The following is a 15686-nucleotide window of genomic DNA, read 5'->3' on the forward strand; positions in this document are numbered from 1 at the left end:
AGAATCCGGTAGGGGCTGCGCTGTGCGCAAAGGCCCCGGACCGTCCAAGGGGAAAGCGAAGCAATCCCGGACCTGAGCGTGCTCTAGCCGAAGGCCAGGCACGCGCCCTCCTTCCCGTCGGACATAAGAGGGTCGCCCATGCCTCTTCCGGCATGGCGTAACCCCTTCGCTTCCATGTGCGTTGGCAGGCGGCTAAAGGAATGGTCGGAGGCATCCAGAAACGAAGCACGAAAGAGACGAGAATGGCGGGATCACTTGAGAGCGAGCGCAAGGCAATCGAGGCCGAGGAATCGAGGCTGGCCGAGCGCCGGAAAAGGCTGCAGGAGCGCGAGCAATCCGAGCGTCAGAAGCTGATCGGAAAGAGCGTCCTGATGAAGGCCAGCGAGGAGCAGCTGGACACGGTGCTCAAGCGCATGAAAGCGCTTGGTCTGGACGAGACGATCAAGCGCCTCGTCTGATCGACAAAAGGCCTGCGCCACGACACGGACGCGAGGGGTTCGATGCCCCTCGCGTCCGTTTGGCCCAGCAAGCAAAAAGAGAGGGGCGCGTGGCCCCTCCCCTGTCGTCTCAGAACTCGTCGTGCATGCCGCCCGGGATGGTGTGGATGACCCGGCTTGCGAGATGTGCCGGGAGGGCGTTGTAGTCGCCCTCGTCGATCGCGATGAAGCGGTCGTCTCGCTCGGCGATGATGTGCTGGTTGAAGTAGCTGTGTGGAGCGCGTCGTTCGGCAATTTCGAGAGCGTCGAGGTAAGCGGAATTGTACGTGCCGGTGTAGTGAAGCTTCAGGGTCATGTTTGCCTCCATGATTGTCGAAATTGACAGGGTCATGAGGGACGTTCGACAGCAGGCGGGGTCAGGGACGTGCGGGCGCAGCCCGTGCGCCGCGAAGCGGGCGGTGGGGGAGCCGATTTTGTCGGTTTGGGTCCGGAGCGTAGCGTAGCGTAGCGGAGTGGCCCGGGCCGTCAAAATTGGGGGTACCGCCGATCCTTGACGCCGCCTGCCTGGCGGATGTCAGAATGGGAAGTCATGTGTGAGAACCCTTGGTTCCTTGGAGGGCGCAACGGCGCCGCCAGAGCCTTGAGCCTTTCGGGCAAATGAAAGGGGGCGCCGGCACCGCCGACGCCCCCGGACGCCCGATCTGGGAGGAGGCTAGGCCCAGACCAGACGTTTCCCGTTTTGCGAACGCTGCGACGCCATGGCGTCCAGCTGTCCGAGATAGGTGTCCATGCCCTCGCGCTCGAGGTAGCGCCGCGTCGCTGGATCTGTGATCGCGGACGTCAGGTCTGCAAGGTCGATCCCGCCCGTCGCGTCGCGCTCTGCGCCGATCGCCGCCAGCAGTGCGTAGGCGTTGGCGTTCGACAGTTGCATTTCGGTGGTCCCGTCCGGAGTGTTGGACACGCCCATCATGATCGATGCCGATTCCTCGTCTTTCCAGAAGCGCACGTTGAGCCCTTCGAACTGCGCTTCCTCGACGACGGCGATGACGGCTTCGCTGTCCCCGAACAGCCCGGCGATCGTTGCCCAGGACCACGGGCAGACGCGGGCTTCGAAGCCGTAGGCGAGATAGCCGAAGTCATCGTCGTCATAGACGCCGACCAGCTGGCCATGCTGACGCGCGAAGGCGCGGAAGGCGGCCAGCTGGCGAGCGGTCACGACGGCCGGTTTGGCGCGCAATTCTGCATCGGATCGAACGGTGAAGGTGATCATCTCGGAACTCCCGAATGGTTCACTCTTCCGATCCCCCTCGCCTCTCTCCCCGGGCCGTCGCCGGAGGCGGCAGGCACCGGGGGACGCATGGGGACGTTGCGCTCTGCAGGGGCACCGGGACCGGCGAGGCGCAGGCCCGCACAGCCCGTCAGGGCTGCATGCGGGCAAGCGAGCCGGGACGGTGTGAGCGATCGCAATCGTGCCGAGCAGGCACGCGGCGGGCGAAGCCGGAGACGCCCGCAGGGGCGTCCTGGCGAGCCGTGAGGGGCGTCTTTGGCGCGGACGCTGCTGGCGATGCCGAGACGGCCGCAGGGCCGTCCGGCGAGCCGTGCAGCGGGCGTAGCGTCATCCCGATCGCGGTGCGATCAGTCCCCGGTGCGACCCGGGGGTTCGATGCCCCCGGGGCGCACATCGAGCGAGGCAAAAAAAGGGAGGAAACTCCGGTTTTCCGGAGCCTCCTCCCGAGGGCGTCACGCTGCCGCTGCAGAGCGCTGCTGGGCGCGGCGGAAGACGTGAAGCGGAACGCCGGCGGCGCGCAGCTTCTGGGCGAAGTTCAGCTGGATGCCCGAGCCTTCGCAGACGATCGCTTCGACCGGCTTGAGGCTCAGGATGCGGTCGTTGCGGACGAAGGCGGCGCGGTTGCCCTGGCTGCGATCGAGCTTGAACTCCACCACCTTGATGTCGCGCGATGCCGCCCACGCGGTGGCGATCGCGTCGCAGCCCTTCGCCTGCGCGGTCGTTGCGAGGATCATCGCGGGGATGCGCTTGGCGATCTGGTCGAGGCGGTCCCAGAGCAGTTCGTGGTCGTGCCATTCCTGACCTCCGGAGAATGCGACGACGGGGCCTTCGGGCGCGAACTGTTCGCGGCGGGTCTTTGCGCGGCTTGCGAGGTAGTCACGCGCGTCGATCATCGAAGCGCTGAGCCTGCTGGAGACCCGGCTGCCCTTCACGGTGGAGAACGGCTGACCCGTTTCGACGCGGTAGATCTCGGCGGCGTGGTCGCGCATGCACTCCATTGCGGCGCGGCAACCCTCGAGGGTCTGGCAGAGCAGCTGCGTGTCCTCGAGTTCGTTCGCGTAGATCTCCGAGGGGTCGAAGGTGCGCGCGAGTTCGCCCAGCTTGCGGGCGGCGTCATCCTCGCGTCCTTCGAGACGCTTCGCCACCATGTGGAAGCTGTTGCAGAAGCCCCACGCGAGATCCTTGGCGAATTCCTCCATCCGGGTGTCGCGCAGCACGTCGAACATCGTGCGCATCATCAGGTCGACGGCTGCTTCGACCTGGAACGGGTCAGGCATGTCCGCCTTCTCGGGTTCGGAGACGACGCTGAGCTTGGCCATCTCGGATTCTTCGATGAAGCTGCTGGCGTACTCGTTCGAGGTGTCGATGCCGTGGTCGCGAGCCTCTTCGAGGAAAGCGGCGAGAGCGGTGAAATCGGTGAACTTGTTCATGGTAGCCTCCAAGGTTGATGTCCTCATCGTCATCGATGAGGTGTCCTTGTCGGCACGCCGCTGATCAGGGGGTCGGGGACGTTAACCGGGAAGCCGGCCCTTGGGCCGGACCCCGGTTAACGCCGCGAAGCGGGCGGTGGGGGAGCCGATTTTCTCGTGGTCGGCCCGCAGGGTCGGCCGCGTGAAAATTGGGGGAACCACCGATCCTTGAGGCCCGCCAATCCGGCGTGCCATGCTTCCAGATCAGAGAGAGAGATAATTGTTTTATGGCGGGTGCGCCGGGTGGACCGAGCGCAGTCCGGCAGGCGCAAAGCGCCTGCTATGGACCAGCGAGGACGCCCGGCGTCGCGCAAGTCGATCGTTACCCGAAGGGCCGAGACCCGAGGGGCTCGGTGGAGCTTGGTGAGGAGGCCCAGGCGAAGCCAGGGCACGACGAACCTAGCGCAATAGAGCGCGGTCCCGCCCCAAGGCGGGATGCGTAACCAATCCCTTACTTTGTCTGGCTATTTTGCCGATCATGCCGGCGTCGACCCAGCAACACCCCTGCCTTCTCGTGCTGAAAGGGCACGCAGCTGCGCGCGCGGAATTGCGCGCGGCCGCCGCGGAAAATCGGCCAGCAAAGCTGGCCAGTCAGTTCCTGGGTGCGCTGGGCGAGGTGCATGCCGCGAAGATCCTCGGGGCCAGCCATGTCAGTCACAAGGTCGACCAATGCGATCTGGAATTGAACCAGGTCGCGATCGAGGTGAAGTCGACCGCGCGAAGCCGGATCGACAACGTCAATCTGGCCGGGAAGGAATGTGACGAAGTGTGCTTCGTGCGCTTCGAGGTGTCGGGCGAAGAGCTGTGGCTGGTCGAGGTCTTCACCCGTCCGCGTGCGAAGGATGATCTGCGGGTTACCGAGGCCGATCGGGATTACTACTTGAAGCCGAAAGATGGATATCGCGTGATCTGGTGAAGCGCGCGGCGCTTCGCAGAAGCGCGGCGCGCTCAGCGAACGGTCGGCACCCGCAGGAGCCCGGGGCATTGGCGGCGACTGTCGCGGGCCGATACGCCGGCATCTGTCGGCGGCCGTGCCCGCAGCCGAGCCGCGCCCCGAGGCGGGACCGAGCGCCCGCGGGGCGGATCAAGACACCGAGCCTCGGCTGAAGGCCGCCAGGCCGTAGGCCGAAGCGAGACCGCAGCGCCCCGCTCATCAGACGGCGCAGCGCGAAGCGCGGTGCGCGCCGCCTTGGAGCCACGCAGCAAAAAAAGGGGACGGCGCCGAAGCGCCGCCCCCGGGCATCAGTCGGCCGTATCTTCGAAGAAGATCGTGTCGACGATTGCGTTGTCCTGTTCGGGCGTCAGGTCGAGTTCGTCGACGACGGCGAACGTCTCGTTCGCGCCGGCGACGATGTGCATGTCGCTTTCCCAGGCGACGGCTTCGGCTTCGGCATGAGCAACCGCGCGATCGTATGATTTGAAGACTGACATAGGTTAACCTCCGTTGTGTCGGGATCGACAGGTCGGAGGGGCGCGCGCGGAACGCGCGTCAGGGACGCCGGCGTGCCGGCGCCGCGAAGCGGGCCACAGGATCCTTGACGCATAGCGGGATGCGCGTGGCACGATGGGACTTGTGGGAAGAGGCACCCCTGCCCGCCAGTCGATCGTGACCCGGCAGGGCCGAGACCCGCAGGGGCTCGGTGGAGCTTGGCGACGAAGTCGGCCCTAGCGCAGCCAGGGCCGCGAGGAGCCTAGCGGAGTAGAGCGCGGTGCCGCCCGCGACGCGAGCGGTAGGCGGTATCGTCGTCGCTCGGCCGCAGGAGCGACAGCACGGCTGTGTGGCAGGTCGGCCCGAGTGCGTCGAGATCTTCGCCGATCGTCCGCATCTCGGACCAGCCCCGGTTGGAGTGACGGTAAAGGGTCACCATCCAGCTGACCCGCATGGTTGTTCCGCCGGTGTGGATCGTCGAGCAAACGTCAACGTGCCCGGCAGGCAGTTGGTAACGAAAGCCTGGCATACGTCGATCATGCAGGGGGCGAATCCGAGAAGCGTCAGCTGCGCGCGGGCGCGTTCCATCAGGTCGCGCCGTTCCTGTGTGAACGGGAAACCGTTATGGGCCGGGGTCTTACGCAGCAGCGCGAGCATGCGCCCAGGATAACCGGAGACCGGTGCGATTTGGTTGAGGGCGTGGGTTAACACGCGCCTGACGCGGGAGGCGATCATGCCGCCAGCGGGATGCTGGCGGCGATCGCGGCGCGCTGCGCCTCGAGCGTCTCGAGATGGTAGAGGTAGATCGGCCCGAAGCTGATCTGCTCCGCGAGGTGGTGATCCTCCATGCAGATTTCGCGCTGCGTTTGCGGGTCGAGCGCGTCGAAGTCGAGCGCGTCGAGAAACCGATCGCGCCGTTCGGCGTGGCGCTGCAGGGCAGCGAGCTTGCGGGTCGCGCGGGCAATGTCGCGATCGTCGAAGAGGTCGGTATGCGGCATGTGCGGTGCTCCTGAAACGAAGCGGGCGGCGCCGAAGCGCCGCCCGTCGGGGGTCAGTAGAAGTCGATGCGGTCCGCGATGATCTCGCAGCCGTAGCGGTCGTTGCCGTCGGCGTCCTGCCAGCGGGTGTAGTGGAGGCGGCCTTCGACCGCGACTAGGTCGCCCTTGTTGCGGTTGTTGGCGACGGCGGTGGCGAGACCGTTGAAGCAGGTGACCTTGTGGAACTCGGTCTCCTTGGCGGTGTAGCCGCTCTCGTCCTTGTAGGTCTTGCCGTCCCGCAGCTTCGGCCGATCGGTGGCGACGAAGATGGTGGTGACGGTGGTGTTGCCGTTGCGGGTCTCGGGGTCTCGGCTCAGACGGCCGACCAGGTTCACGTTGTTCATCGGGTGCCTCCTTGGCTGTCCAGCGGGTCGTCCGCCGGGTGTCACCGATGAGCGGGGCACCGCGGGGAGCGGCACCGGAGCGAAGCGCAGGGAAACCCCTTTCGCTGGGGTGGTGCGGGCAGCCGCGAAGCGGCCACTCGGCCCTGCTAAAGGGGTTGCAGCTGTTCGTGGTGGCCCGCAGGTGACAGTGAACCCGAGCGAGCGAACCCGCTGACGTCGAGGAGATCGGCACCGAACGACGGGCAACCGACCGTCTCGGCCGCGCCGCGGCCCCGAGATCCGCATCGGCGCCAACGGGGCTGCAGCGCGCCTCGGATCGGATGATGCTGGGCGCAGACTATGGCGGAGCGGCCTGCCTGGGGGTCGGTCCACGGAGCCTGCTGGTCGCGCTCCGCTGGCGCAACCGCTTCAGGTGTCCGGCGCGGTCGAAACTGCGTCCCCGCCCGTGCGGAGCGTGGGCAATGTCAGCGTGCTGAGTTAACGTTCCGGAAGATTGCGTCGAAGTCGGGATCAACGACGTGGTGGCCGCTGGCGCTAATCGTGTTGGTCCAGTGATAGAATTTCATACGAAGCGGAAGCCAATGGTTCAGCGCAGCCTCGAGCTTGCGAGCAAATGACGCCGAAGGGGCTATTTCCTCGTATTCCCAGCGTAAGTGACGGTTGAAGCGCTCCAAGGATGGGAAGATGAGCGAGCGCCGAGCGAAGCTTATAGGGGCGTCGTCAAGTGTCGTGGTGCACAGGCACAGCCAATGCTTGGCGATCGTGGCTGCCGCAAAATGGCCCAGGATTACCGAATCGACATCGAGGAGGGTAAAGGCACCCTGATCGGGATAGCGTAGCTCAAGCAGATCGGCAGCGGGGCGGAGCATATCGATCTGGAGTGCAACGCTGTACCCATCCTCATCGCCAAAGAAGTCGTAGAGGGTCGCCGCCCCCTCGGTATCCCAAATGTCGAAGTTGACTTGTTCAGGGTCATACTCGTCCGATGCGCGATACCAGCGAAAATCGGGATAACGGTCAGAATTTAGTCTCTTTTCGACCTCTTTCCGATTCAGAGTCTGCCATGAAACCGCGATAGCCTGCGAATATGCGGATTGGAGGTCTTTTGTCATGTCGTGCCCCTCAATCGCGATCGACCGGGGTCGCGCCGATCAGCGCATCGATCATGGTGTTGGTAAATCCAGGTGGCAGGCGCCCGGCGATGTAGCTGGCATCCTTCGAGAGGGGCCGGATGTCGAACCCGGGCCAGGTGAACCGGTTGAACTCGCTCACCACGATGCTGCTACCAACGGTGACGCCCGCGGCGGTTGCGACAGGCGCGGGAAGAAGAAGGGTGCCTTCCCTGCCCTCGCCCTTGGTGGTGATCGCGGCGACGCGATAGCGGCGACCGAGGACACCGCCGACGACCACGAAGCGTTCCTTCACGCCTTTGTCACGACCGCGCGCAGCCTCTTCGGCAAAGAGGTAGACGTAGCGCAGGACATGTCCGGGCTTGGGTAGCTCAGTCGTCCCACTGGTCATTTGCGAGCTCGTCGGCGGTCGGACGGGCGGCGTTGAACGCAGCGCGGTCCTCGTCGGTCATGTCGGCGGTGCGGACGGCTTCGATGCCCATGGCATCGAGCAATCGACCGGCGGCAACGTCCTCGAGGTGACGGAAATAGGCAACGTCGGTGATGACGTGTCGCTCGCGCCCATGACTGGTCAGGATGACCGGTGTGCGTGTCGACAGGTCGAGGAACTCGCCTGTGTTATTGTGGAAGCGCGTGAGCGGGATACGCTCATGCTGCTCGAGAGGGCGCGCTGCGGTCATGGCTGACTCCTTTCGAGTGAAAATAGCAATTATTCCCACAATCGCAAGTCCACTTACGCGGGGTCGATGGCAATCGCCGTCTCGAGCGTCGGCTGAAAACCGAACGCGAGCAGATCGTCGTGATCGAGCTCACGGTGGTTCTCGCCGGCGTCCTCGATCTCCCAAGTGATCCACGGTCGGACGAGCCGGCCATCGGCCAGGCGAAGCCCGCAGATGTTGCCGTTCGGCGAATGTGCGATCGTCGCGGTAGCGGGAATTCAGATGACGTCGGTGACGCTGACGGAGTGCGAGTTGTCGACCATGGGATTGTCCTTTCGCGGGACGGCATCATGCCGTGCGGGCAAAAAAATGGGGCCCGTCTCCGGAGGGGAGAGACGGGCCCCGAAGGGGGTGCAGGCGGGCGGGGAGCGGTCCCGCCCACACCCGGGGGAGGTCAGCCGGCGAATTCGGCGGTGGATTCGCCGAGGCCGTCAGCAAGAGCGCCGCTGGTGTCACCGGCGTCGCCGGCGTCGTCGCCGAAGGGCGGCAGCTCGTCCGTCTTCGCGGCCAGCTGCTGCGAGACGTCGCGGCGACGGGTCGGGCGCGACCAGACCACGTTGTAGCTGCCGTCGTCCTGGCGGAAGCACGAGACCTGCAGCGGCGCAGCCAGCGACGGGTCGTCGATGCGGCCGTTGAGGAACGCTTCGCCGGTGTTGTTCGAGTGGAGCTCGAAGAGCGCGCCGACTTGCACCCAGTTGCGGTTGGGGCCGAGCGCGTGGACCTCGAAGCGCGGCGCCTTCGGGTTCGGGCTGTTCACCGGGCGGAGCGCGATCGTCATCGCGACGGCGAGGGTCGAGATGCGGCCCATGTAGATGCCGTTGTCGTTCTGCTTGATGGAACCGATGTTCATGGTAGTTCTCCTGGTTGGCGTCTCGGACACCCTGTCTTCGACACCTCTCTCAATCCCACTCCTCTCCTCGGCCTCTTCAGGCCGAGCAGGGCGCGCCTCGCGCGCCCGTCCGGCGTCCGCGCGTCTCGCGCGGCGACGGGTCCGCCTTGGGGCAGTTCAGGAGTCTTCAGGGCTGATCGAAGAGGACGAACAAAAAAGGGGGCCGAAGCCCCCCCGGATCACTTGATGATCGCGGCGGCGTAGCCCCCGATTGTTCCAGCAATGATGCTGAGCGAGATCGCAGTAACCTGCAGCCACCGAAGTGTGCCCATGTCCTTGCGCATGGATTTCAGTTCGCCGACGAGGCTGGCATTGGCTTCGCTGATCTTCACGGCGATGTGTCCTTCGAGACTTTCGACCACCTTCTGGGCTTCGTCGGCACTGATCTTAGCAGAACGCAGCGCGCGGAAGAAGTCGATTGGCATGTTCGTCATGGTAACCTCCTTGATCTGACGAGGGTTCCGGCAGGACGCGCGGGACCAGGAGGTCAGGGACGCGATCGGGCGCAGCCCGTCGCGCCGCATGGCGGACGGTGGGGGAACCGATTTTCTAAGGCGGCGGGCTCGCAAGAGGTCGCGACGTGAAAATTGGGGGGACCGCCGATCCTTGACCGACGCCGGGTTCGCGCGTCACACTGGGAGTGCCGGTGAGCCCTCCCCCGCCCCTGGACCGAAGCTGCCCTCGAGCAGCTTGTGGCGTGCCGTCTCCAGCTGGGCGATGCTGGCGATCCAGACCGGTCGTGCGACATGGTCTTCCGGCGACTGCGCGAGCTTCTCCGCAAACCTGCGGGCCCGATGGTTGATCGCTTCGGCGACCAGCAGGATCTCGTCGAAGGTGAAGCTGTGCGCGAGCGCGCAATCCGACGACCGCAGCGGAAGCGTTGCGTAAGGCAGGAACGGATCGGCGAGCGGCATGTAATGCCGAACGGCTTCGTCGACGGCCTTGACGACGGTGTCGATCGGTACCCCGGCGATCAGCCCGTTCTCGTCGGCCGCAGCATCGTCGAGGACGGCGAAGTTCCCGGCCTCGACGGTCACGGCGAAGGGTGTAGGCCCCGCCGTTGCCACGACGCATTCGTCTGTGACGAGAAGCACGTCTTGGGGTTCAACCTGATTGTCGCGGACCGCGGACAGCGCCGCCGCGGAGGAAGCGAAGTGGTGGACCCGGTGCATTGCCGTATCCTTTCGATCTGTATGTTCAGAACAAATTCACGATTGACAAGAGTCCTTGTGCGACTGCGAACAGATTGTCTCATACCGAGCAAATCCAGTCGCTTGCGGCGGTTTTACTTGTCGCTTGTGAGCTATTGCATCCGTTCCGGAGCAATCTGCCGTTCCCCCTTGCCTTTCGCTCGCGTCAGCTGGGGTTGCGAATGATGAATGCTCGGATCGCCGCCTGCTGGCGGTCCAGCTTGGCGGTCATCGCACCGATGTCCGACCGATGGGCGTGCTGCAGGCTAGCCAGGGCGTCCTGGTATGCGGCCTCATCGATCGTGCGCCATCCGCTGTCACCGCGATGCGCCGCTGGCGAATTGACGGAGCGTGCGGCATCGCGGCGAAGACGGTCCTGCAAGCCGTTAAGGCGCGCGCGGACAGCATCGCGGGCGGCGATCATCCGGTGATACTCTGGTTCCTTCACGACTGCGCTCCGACGCGCTCGAGGAGCATCACGAGGATCGACGGCTTCTTGCCCTCTTCGAGCTTGCGGCTGTCGACGACGTGGGTGCCGCCCCGGGTGATGGCAAAGCAGTCGAAGGTGGGCGATTGCCCTCCGTTCGCGTTGGGAATCGTCGAGCCGCGATCGTGGTACTGGATGTCGATGAACGCTGGCGGGCCTCCGGTCTCGTAGGGTCCGAAGTAGAAGGTGACGCGATTGCCGTCGCTCGTCTTGGTTGTCAGGGTGAATCCCCCGTCGGGAATGTCGATCACCTTGTGCGGAACGTCGTTGAACTGTGCGAAGCCGATCGCGGTTGCGTCGGCCGCCCGCATGACGGGCAGTTCGGTGATATCGGGCATGGGACTTCTCCGTGTCGAGAGGATCAGGCGGCCTTGGCGAGCATCAGCTGCTCGAAGCGGCCGCGCACGGCGCGGGCATCGCTGAAGCGATTGTCGAGGCGGTGGCGTGCCAGGATCGATGCACGGGACGCCGCGATCCGGGCTGCCTCGTCGAGCGTTGGCAGACGGGGCGGCCAGCCTTTGCAGAACCGCAGATCGGCGGGCATCGCAGCCTCCAGCGCGCGGCGCTCGGCCGCGTCGCGCTTCGCGCGTTCGATATCCGCCCGCAGCGTTGCGGGGAGCAGATGCGGTGCGGTGTCGGCCAGCCATCGCGCGGGTTGAAACGAAAAGGTCGAGCGTGCCTCGAGGTCGACCAGCTGCAAGAGCGCTTCGCGATTGGTCGGCGCTGAAGCCGACGCCTTGGCGTCTGCCAGGGACTGCAGCACGCAGTAGCGGCATGATAGGCGCGTGGATCCGTAGCAGGTGTAGGCTTCGTGGAGCGGGATCCCGAGGGCGTCATGCAGCGCGAAGACCTGATCGGTCGCCCAATGGACGATCGGGTGCCACACCATCATGGCGGTGCCGTTGGCGTTCCCCGGCCTCGCGAAGCGGTCGTCGGGCTTCCATTCCGGCGCCTTGCTGCGAGCGGCGCTCTCGTCGCGGCGGATGCCGATGATTTGGACGATCGTTTCGCCGGCGAATTCGCGCGCGAGGAAGGGCCCAAGCACCTGCGCCTTCTGCTCTGACGTGCAGAACCGGAGTGAGACGGAGGACCACGGACCGATGAGGTTGTAGATCTCGAGGTTCTCGTAACGGGCCTTCCCGTTGGCGAAGCGCTGCTCCCAGCGGTCGATCAGGTCGCCTCCGCGGCGGCGGCGAACGTGCAGCGGGATTTCTGCGCGCACGGCCAGCGCTTCGACCATATTAGGGGTGCTGTCCCATTCGGCGCGGCCGAGGTCGGCATGGACCGCTATGCGTCGGAAGCGCGGATGCCCGATGGCATCCAGCGCCAGCATGGTCGCGAACAGCGCGGCCGAGGAATCCTTGCCGCCCGAGAGGTTGAATACGGCCCAGGCACCATCGCGCAGTGCCTGCTCGATCTCCGGCGGGAGCGCGATCGGGGGGATGGCGCTGGCCGCGGGAAGAACGATACGGCCGACGGCGGTCACGGCGAGCCTGCCGGGCATGCGAGCCATTCGGGTTCGTCGTCGGCAATCGGCTTGTCGAACGCGGCGGCTTCGGCCTCGGAAAAGACGGTCGCTTCAGCCAATCGTCCGAAACCGGTTTCGTTGTTCCAGAACCACAAGCCATGCTCGGGGTCGCGCGTGGCGAGCACGAAGCCCGAACGGCCTTCCTCGACGGGTGTGTCGTCGAGGCCGGCGCGCAGGATATCGGATGTGCTGTGGTAGCGGATTCCGGCTTGGGTGATCACGACGGCTCCACCGCCGAATTCGTCGTGGCGAAGCCGATCGCAGGTGTAGGCGTACTGGAATCCGAGTGGCAACGCGGACTTGGCGCACGCGAACAGCAGGTTCGCGACCTGTTCGACGCCGAACTGGTCACCGGTGAAGCTCACGATCTTGGTGTCGGCCTCGGGTCCATCTTCGATGGTGACGTCGGCGTCGAGACAGGGAAAATCCGCGTCGGGAAAGATCGTCATGACGCCGGCAAACGGCTCGGCATCACCGCCCGGGAAAGCGGTCGCGAACTCGGGGCCGAGGTCCGCCACGAAGGCGGCGGCTTCGTCGCCTTCGACGCCGCTGTCGATGGCCTCGATGGCGCGCTGGACCGCGGCGATCAGGCGGGCTTCGGACGCGGTAACGGTGACCGCGAATGCGGCCTGAAGATAATTGTTTGCCACGGTGGGTCTCCGGTTGCCGTCAGGCGAGAAGGGGGGCGACGATGGGGTCGATCTCGAAACCGAGCTGCTGCGCGAGCTTGGCCGCACGGCGGATGGCGCCAGGCTCGACCTTCAGCGATCCGGCGACGATCTCCAGCGTGTCGCCGTCCTTCAGCGGCGCCATGCTGTGCAGGTGGCCGTGCGCGGTGGTGATGGCGAACGGCCAGGTCATAGCGACCGCGACGACGCCTTCGGCGTGTACGAGCAGCGTGTCGCCGGTCTCGATCGCCTCGTCGGTCTGCGTCGCATCGTAGGCGTTGCCGGTCGTCTCGAAGGCGTGGATGCGGTGCGCGGTGAACGCGAAGCGCTCAGAGTCGGTCAGCATCGGCCTCTCCCTTCACGGTGACGGTGATGATGTCGGGGTCGAGGCCCGGCGAGCCTTGCGGATTCGCGCGGAGCATCCAGCTGGCGGGCCGTATCTCGCGGGCCCAATCGGCGAAGGAGGGGACGCGTCCGAGATCCTCGATGACGTGTTGCTCGCCGATCAGGCGGACCGGCACGATGCGGCCGTCGCTGTTGACGATCGTCTGGCCGAAGATCGTCTCGAGCATGAAGATGCCTTCGGCATGGTGACGCAGCGCACGATGCCGGGGGTCGGCAATGATCGCCTTGGACTGATCGAACCAGTCGTGAAGCGGCCGATAATCCTCGACCCGTCCGCCCCAGCGGCGAACCGACGACAGGCAATGGTAGTAGCAGTGCGACATCGGTCAGCCCCCCCATTCGTGGGTGAAGCACTCGGTCTCGGTGATCCGAACGCTGTGTTCGAGGACGGCTTTGCGTGCGGCGATGTCGATGGTGAGCTCGCCGAAGGCGCCGTCGCCGTTCTCCCAACCGTCGTGCTTCTGGGCCAGCATCTCGAGGCCGAGATCGTCGATCGCTTGGGCGAAGGTCGTGTCGACCTCGAATGCGTCGCCGCGGAAGGGAACCGACCAGGACGTGCATGGCATTTCGGGCATCGCCAGTTCCGGCGCGGTGCCGTCCTCGTCCGCTGGCCCCTGCAGGACGATGCTGTGCATCTGCCCTTCGTCGCCGCACCCGTCGTAGGTCACAACGATCGTGTTGATCCCGTTCAGGACCGCGGCCGCGCAGACCGCCGCCAGCATCAGCGAGGGCGCATCTTCGCGCGGAGCGGTGCGAAGGCGCGCGGTGGGCTGGGTGTCGGTCGTCATGCGGGTTCTCCCATGAGAGCGGCAAAGCGGACGGCCTCGTCCGGATAAGCGGCGGAGAGGTTGCGGTGGATGATGGCGAACGCCGGCAGCGGGAAATTCCCGCGCGCATCGGGTCGCGTGGTCTGCAGGGCGCCGAGCACGACGTCCGCGATGCTCGCCTTGTGGCAGACGGCCTCGGCGTCGTCGTAAGTGACCGGCGGTGCCATACCGGCTTCGAGCCAGGAGCCGATTCCGTCTTCGACGGCCTCGGCATACGCTCTTGCCGGACCAAGGTCGGCGTCGTCCCCGATCACGAGGGCGAGCGTGGTGTAGGTTCCGAAATCGTGATGATTGGGCTGCGCGGTGAGCGTGCAGCCTTCGGGCGGCGTGCCGAACAGTGCAATCAGGGCGGCACGGTAGGCGTCGACCTCGAGGCGGTTGACGGCGGCGAAGTCGGGTGTGTGGCCGAGCTGGGCACAGTCTTCGTTGGCGGGGGCGCCGCCAAGGTCGATCGTGATGGGCATGGGGGTCTCCTGCGATCCTCCTCTGGATCGTCGGGACCAATCCCCCTCCCCTTCAGTCCTTCGGTTCGCTCGGTCGTGGCTGGGCGGGTTCGCCGCGGATCAGGAGGCGTTTCGCTTCGGCCTGGCCGGGCGAATCCTGCTGGGCGAGCGTCTTGAGCCGGTCGGTCTCGAGCGCGGCAGCGAGGTCTGCAGGGACGTCACAGAAAGGCTCGATGAGGGCGATCGCGGAGCGGGGCGTCGGGAGCTCGCCCGGGAAAGTGCCCTGCCAAAGGAAAGCGTCTTCCTCGCCGTCGGCATCAGTTTCGAACACCTGGGCGAAGAAGGTTTCGAGCGGGCGGTCGTAGCCGACGACGGCGCGCACGGCACGGCGTTCGCCGTCTTTGATCGGGATGTCGCGTCGGCTCATGGTAATCCGCCCTCCTGTCGCGATGTTGTACGTCGCCGCGGCGATCGTGTCTTGCGCCACGCTTTCGGCATCCGACCAGCGGACCAGAAACGCGCTGACATAGCGGCGCTGATGGGGGTTCAGGTCTTCGTGGAGCAGTTCGTCGGCGGACAGCTCGGGCAAGCCTTCCTCGTTGAGGAAGGCCACATATTCCTCCGTGAGTTCGCCGATCGAACGTCGGCCGTAGTCCGCCGTCCACAGGGCAGCGTCGATCGTGTCATGGAAAGACCGCGCGCCGCCGTCGTCCGAGCGGCGCTCGAACAGGAGACTGCCGCCGTCACCATCCCAGTCGGCGGGGTGGACCCCGATGTGCCAGTTCTCGCTCGTCGGAAGTCCGCCGCCATCGAGGCAGGTGACGTGAACGCCGGTCCCGTTGGCGAAGTAGCGGGAGAGCATCTGCGCGCCGCCCCCGATTGTCTCGATGTCGAGCCCGTAGCCTTCGGCGAGTTCGCGGTAGGTTCCTGCAGGGTCAGTCATGGCGCTGTCCAGTCGTGGTCTCGGCCGATTTCTCGGTCGTGCGATTGCGCCGGTGCAGCGCATGGCGCTGCGCACCTTCGGCGCTGGTGAGTGCGAGGCGGATCCGCGCGAGTGTTCGCGGCGAGCCGGCCTTGCGGGCGTGGTCGCGTGCGATGCGGAGCGCGGCGATCGTCGCGGCCGCTGCATCGGCCTCGGCTTGCGTGGCGGGGCTGAGCGGGCGCATCAGTAGTCGCTCGGAAGCATGATGGTGATGACCCGGCGCGTGATGCTGGCATCAGCGGGATCTTCGCTGCCGTATTCGAGATCGAGGTCGTAATAGATCCTATGCAGGCCGGATCGGCTATGCCGTTGTTCCGTCAAACCCCACGGAGAACGCTACATGGAGAACTCGTCGTCAGATTACTGCCCCAAGACTTCTGTCATTGTCAGCGTTGAGCTCAGCAAGCGCAACTG

The 15686-nt window shown here is 65.6% G+C and carries 24 protein-coding genes and 1 pseudogene; 2 read left to right on the forward strand and 23 right to left on the reverse strand.

The genetic code is table 11. The features are described 5' to 3' along the window. The first annotated feature begins 242 nt into the window (after positions 1-242). The gene (locus AX725_RS16290) at positions 243-458 is read left to right on the forward strand and encodes a hypothetical protein (RefSeq protein ID WP_066119332.1); all 216 of its coding nucleotides are present in this window, start codon (positions 243-245) and stop codon (positions 456-458) included. Between the two features lie 109 nt (positions 459-567). On the opposite strand, the gene AX725_RS16295 is transcribed toward AX725_RS16290, so the two are convergent. The 3 genes from AX725_RS16295 to AX725_RS16305 all read right to left on the reverse strand — a co-directional run bounded on the left by AX725_RS16295 (position 568) and on the right by AX725_RS16305 (position 3155). Continuing rightward, a complete protein-coding gene (locus AX725_RS16295) occupies positions 568-792 on the reverse strand; it encodes a hypothetical protein (protein WP_066119335.1) in 225 nt (74 codons plus the stop codon). Between the two features lie 357 nt (positions 793-1149). Next, positions 1150-1707 carry a hypothetical protein gene (locus tag AX725_RS16300; protein WP_066119338.1) on the reverse strand — a complete coding sequence of 186 codons (558 nt, stop codon included), beginning with the start codon at positions 1705-1707 and terminating at the stop codon, positions 1150-1152. Between the two features lie 470 nt (positions 1708-2177). Then, entirely contained in the window at positions 2178-3155 is a 978-nt protein-coding gene (locus AX725_RS16305; protein ID WP_066119341.1) for a DUF2493 domain-containing protein, read from the reverse strand. Between the two features lie 517 nt (positions 3156-3672). Here AX725_RS16305 and AX725_RS16310 point away from each other — a divergent pair. Next, positions 3673-4110 carry a hypothetical protein gene (locus AX725_RS16310; protein WP_066119344.1) on the forward strand — a complete coding sequence of 146 codons (438 nt, stop codon included), beginning with the start codon at positions 3673-3675 and terminating at the stop codon, positions 4108-4110. 326 nt (positions 4111-4436) lie between these two features. Here the strand turns inward: AX725_RS16310 and AX725_RS16315 are convergent, their stop codons facing one another. From AX725_RS16315 to AX725_RS21030, 20 genes and pseudogenes are all read right to left on the reverse strand, one after another. After that, positions 4437-4625 carry a hypothetical protein gene (locus tag AX725_RS16315; protein WP_066119346.1) on the reverse strand — a complete coding sequence of 63 codons (189 nt, stop codon included), beginning with the start codon at positions 4623-4625 and terminating at the stop codon, positions 4437-4439. Between the two features lie 729 nt (positions 4626-5354). Then, entirely contained in the window at positions 5355-5621 is a 267-nt protein-coding gene (locus AX725_RS16325; RefSeq protein ID WP_053556504.1) for a hypothetical protein, read from the reverse strand. 53 nt (positions 5622-5674) lie between these two features. Further along, positions 5675-6004, reverse strand: a complete 330-nt coding sequence (locus AX725_RS16330; protein WP_053556503.1) for a single-stranded DNA-binding protein — start codon at positions 6002-6004, stop codon at positions 5675-5677. A 464-nt stretch (positions 6005-6468) separates the two neighbouring features. Further along, on the reverse strand, positions 6469-7116 hold the full coding sequence (locus tag AX725_RS16335; RefSeq protein WP_066119352.1) for a hypothetical protein: 648 nt from the start codon (positions 7114-7116) through the stop codon (positions 6469-6471). Between the two features lie 10 nt (positions 7117-7126). Then, complete coding sequence (locus tag AX725_RS16340; protein ID WP_156458512.1) at positions 7127-7525, reverse strand: hypothetical protein; 399 nt, start codon at positions 7523-7525, stop codon at positions 7127-7129. Further along, entirely contained in the window at positions 7506-7814 is a 309-nt protein-coding gene (locus AX725_RS16345) for a type II toxin-antitoxin system prevent-host-death family antitoxin (protein ID WP_066119358.1), read from the reverse strand. The genes AX725_RS16340 and AX725_RS16345 overlap by 20 nt, the downstream gene beginning before the upstream one ends. Before the next feature lie 433 nt (positions 7815-8247). Continuing rightward, positions 8248-8703: a DUF736 domain-containing protein gene (locus tag AX725_RS16350; RefSeq protein ID WP_066119361.1), complete on the reverse strand. Its 456-nt coding sequence runs from the start codon at positions 8701-8703 to the stop codon at positions 8248-8250. A 218-nt stretch (positions 8704-8921) separates the two neighbouring features. Continuing rightward, positions 8922-9176 carry a hypothetical protein gene (locus tag AX725_RS16355; RefSeq protein WP_156458513.1) on the reverse strand — a complete coding sequence of 85 codons (255 nt, stop codon included), beginning with the start codon at positions 9174-9176 and terminating at the stop codon, positions 8922-8924. 195 nt (positions 9177-9371) lie between these two features. Beyond that, a complete protein-coding gene (locus AX725_RS16360) occupies positions 9372-9914 on the reverse strand; it encodes a hypothetical protein (RefSeq protein WP_066119367.1) in 543 nt (180 codons plus the stop codon). A gap of 184 nt (positions 9915-10098) precedes the next feature. Beyond that, positions 10099-10380, reverse strand: coding sequence for a hypothetical protein (locus AX725_RS16365; protein ID WP_156458514.1), 282 nt, complete (start codon positions 10378-10380; stop codon positions 10099-10101). Beyond that, positions 10377-10757 carry a hypothetical protein gene (locus AX725_RS16370; protein ID WP_066119373.1) on the reverse strand — a complete coding sequence of 127 codons (381 nt, stop codon included), beginning with the start codon at positions 10755-10757 and terminating at the stop codon, positions 10377-10379. Before AX725_RS16370 ends, AX725_RS16365 begins: the two co-directional genes overlap by 4 nt. A gap of 23 nt (positions 10758-10780) precedes the next feature. Then, positions 10781-11905, reverse strand: a complete 1125-nt coding sequence (locus AX725_RS16375; protein ID WP_231733307.1) for a phosphoadenosine phosphosulfate reductase domain-containing protein — start codon at positions 11903-11905, stop codon at positions 10781-10783. Next, a complete protein-coding gene (locus AX725_RS16380; protein ID WP_066119379.1) occupies positions 11902-12597 on the reverse strand; it encodes a hypothetical protein in 696 nt (231 codons plus the stop codon). Before AX725_RS16380 ends, AX725_RS16375 begins: the two co-directional genes overlap by 4 nt. Before the next feature lie 19 nt (positions 12598-12616). Next, positions 12617-12961: a hypothetical protein gene (locus tag AX725_RS16385; RefSeq protein ID WP_066119386.1), complete on the reverse strand. Its 345-nt coding sequence runs from the start codon at positions 12959-12961 to the stop codon at positions 12617-12619. Continuing rightward, positions 12945-13343 (reverse strand): DUF6915 family protein, encoded by a 399-nt coding sequence (locus AX725_RS16390; protein WP_066119389.1) that lies wholly within the window; start codon positions 13341-13343, stop codon positions 12945-12947. The genes AX725_RS16385 and AX725_RS16390 overlap by 17 nt, the downstream gene beginning before the upstream one ends. Positions 13344-13346: 3 nt before the next feature. Beyond that, the gene (locus AX725_RS16395) at positions 13347-13808 is read right to left on the reverse strand and encodes a DUF6878 family protein (RefSeq protein WP_066119392.1); all 462 of its coding nucleotides are present in this window, start codon (positions 13806-13808) and stop codon (positions 13347-13349) included. Next, positions 13805-14311: a hypothetical protein gene (locus AX725_RS16400; RefSeq protein WP_066119395.1), complete on the reverse strand. Its 507-nt coding sequence runs from the start codon at positions 14309-14311 to the stop codon at positions 13805-13807. Before AX725_RS16400 ends, AX725_RS16395 begins: the two co-directional genes overlap by 4 nt. A 52-nt stretch (positions 14312-14363) precedes the next feature. Continuing rightward, the gene (locus AX725_RS21575) at positions 14364-15233 is read right to left on the reverse strand and encodes a hypothetical protein (protein WP_231733308.1); all 870 of its coding nucleotides are present in this window, start codon (positions 15231-15233) and stop codon (positions 14364-14366) included. After that, positions 15226-15456, reverse strand: a complete 231-nt coding sequence (locus tag AX725_RS16410; protein ID WP_066119398.1) for a hypothetical protein — start codon at positions 15454-15456, stop codon at positions 15226-15228. The genes AX725_RS21575 and AX725_RS16410 overlap by 8 nt, the downstream gene beginning before the upstream one ends. Further along, a pseudogene (locus AX725_RS21030) lies at positions 15456-15551 on the reverse strand (DUF3768 domain-containing protein); the annotation flags it as partial. The gene AX725_RS16410 and the pseudogene AX725_RS21030, both read right to left, overlap by 1 nt. Positions 15552-15686: the final 135 nt, after the last annotated feature.

This window comes from Blastomonas sp. CCH9-A1 (assembly GCF_001557175.1).
GTDB classification, from domain to species: Bacteria; Pseudomonadota; Alphaproteobacteria; order Sphingomonadales; family Sphingomonadaceae; genus Blastomonas; species Blastomonas delafieldii_A.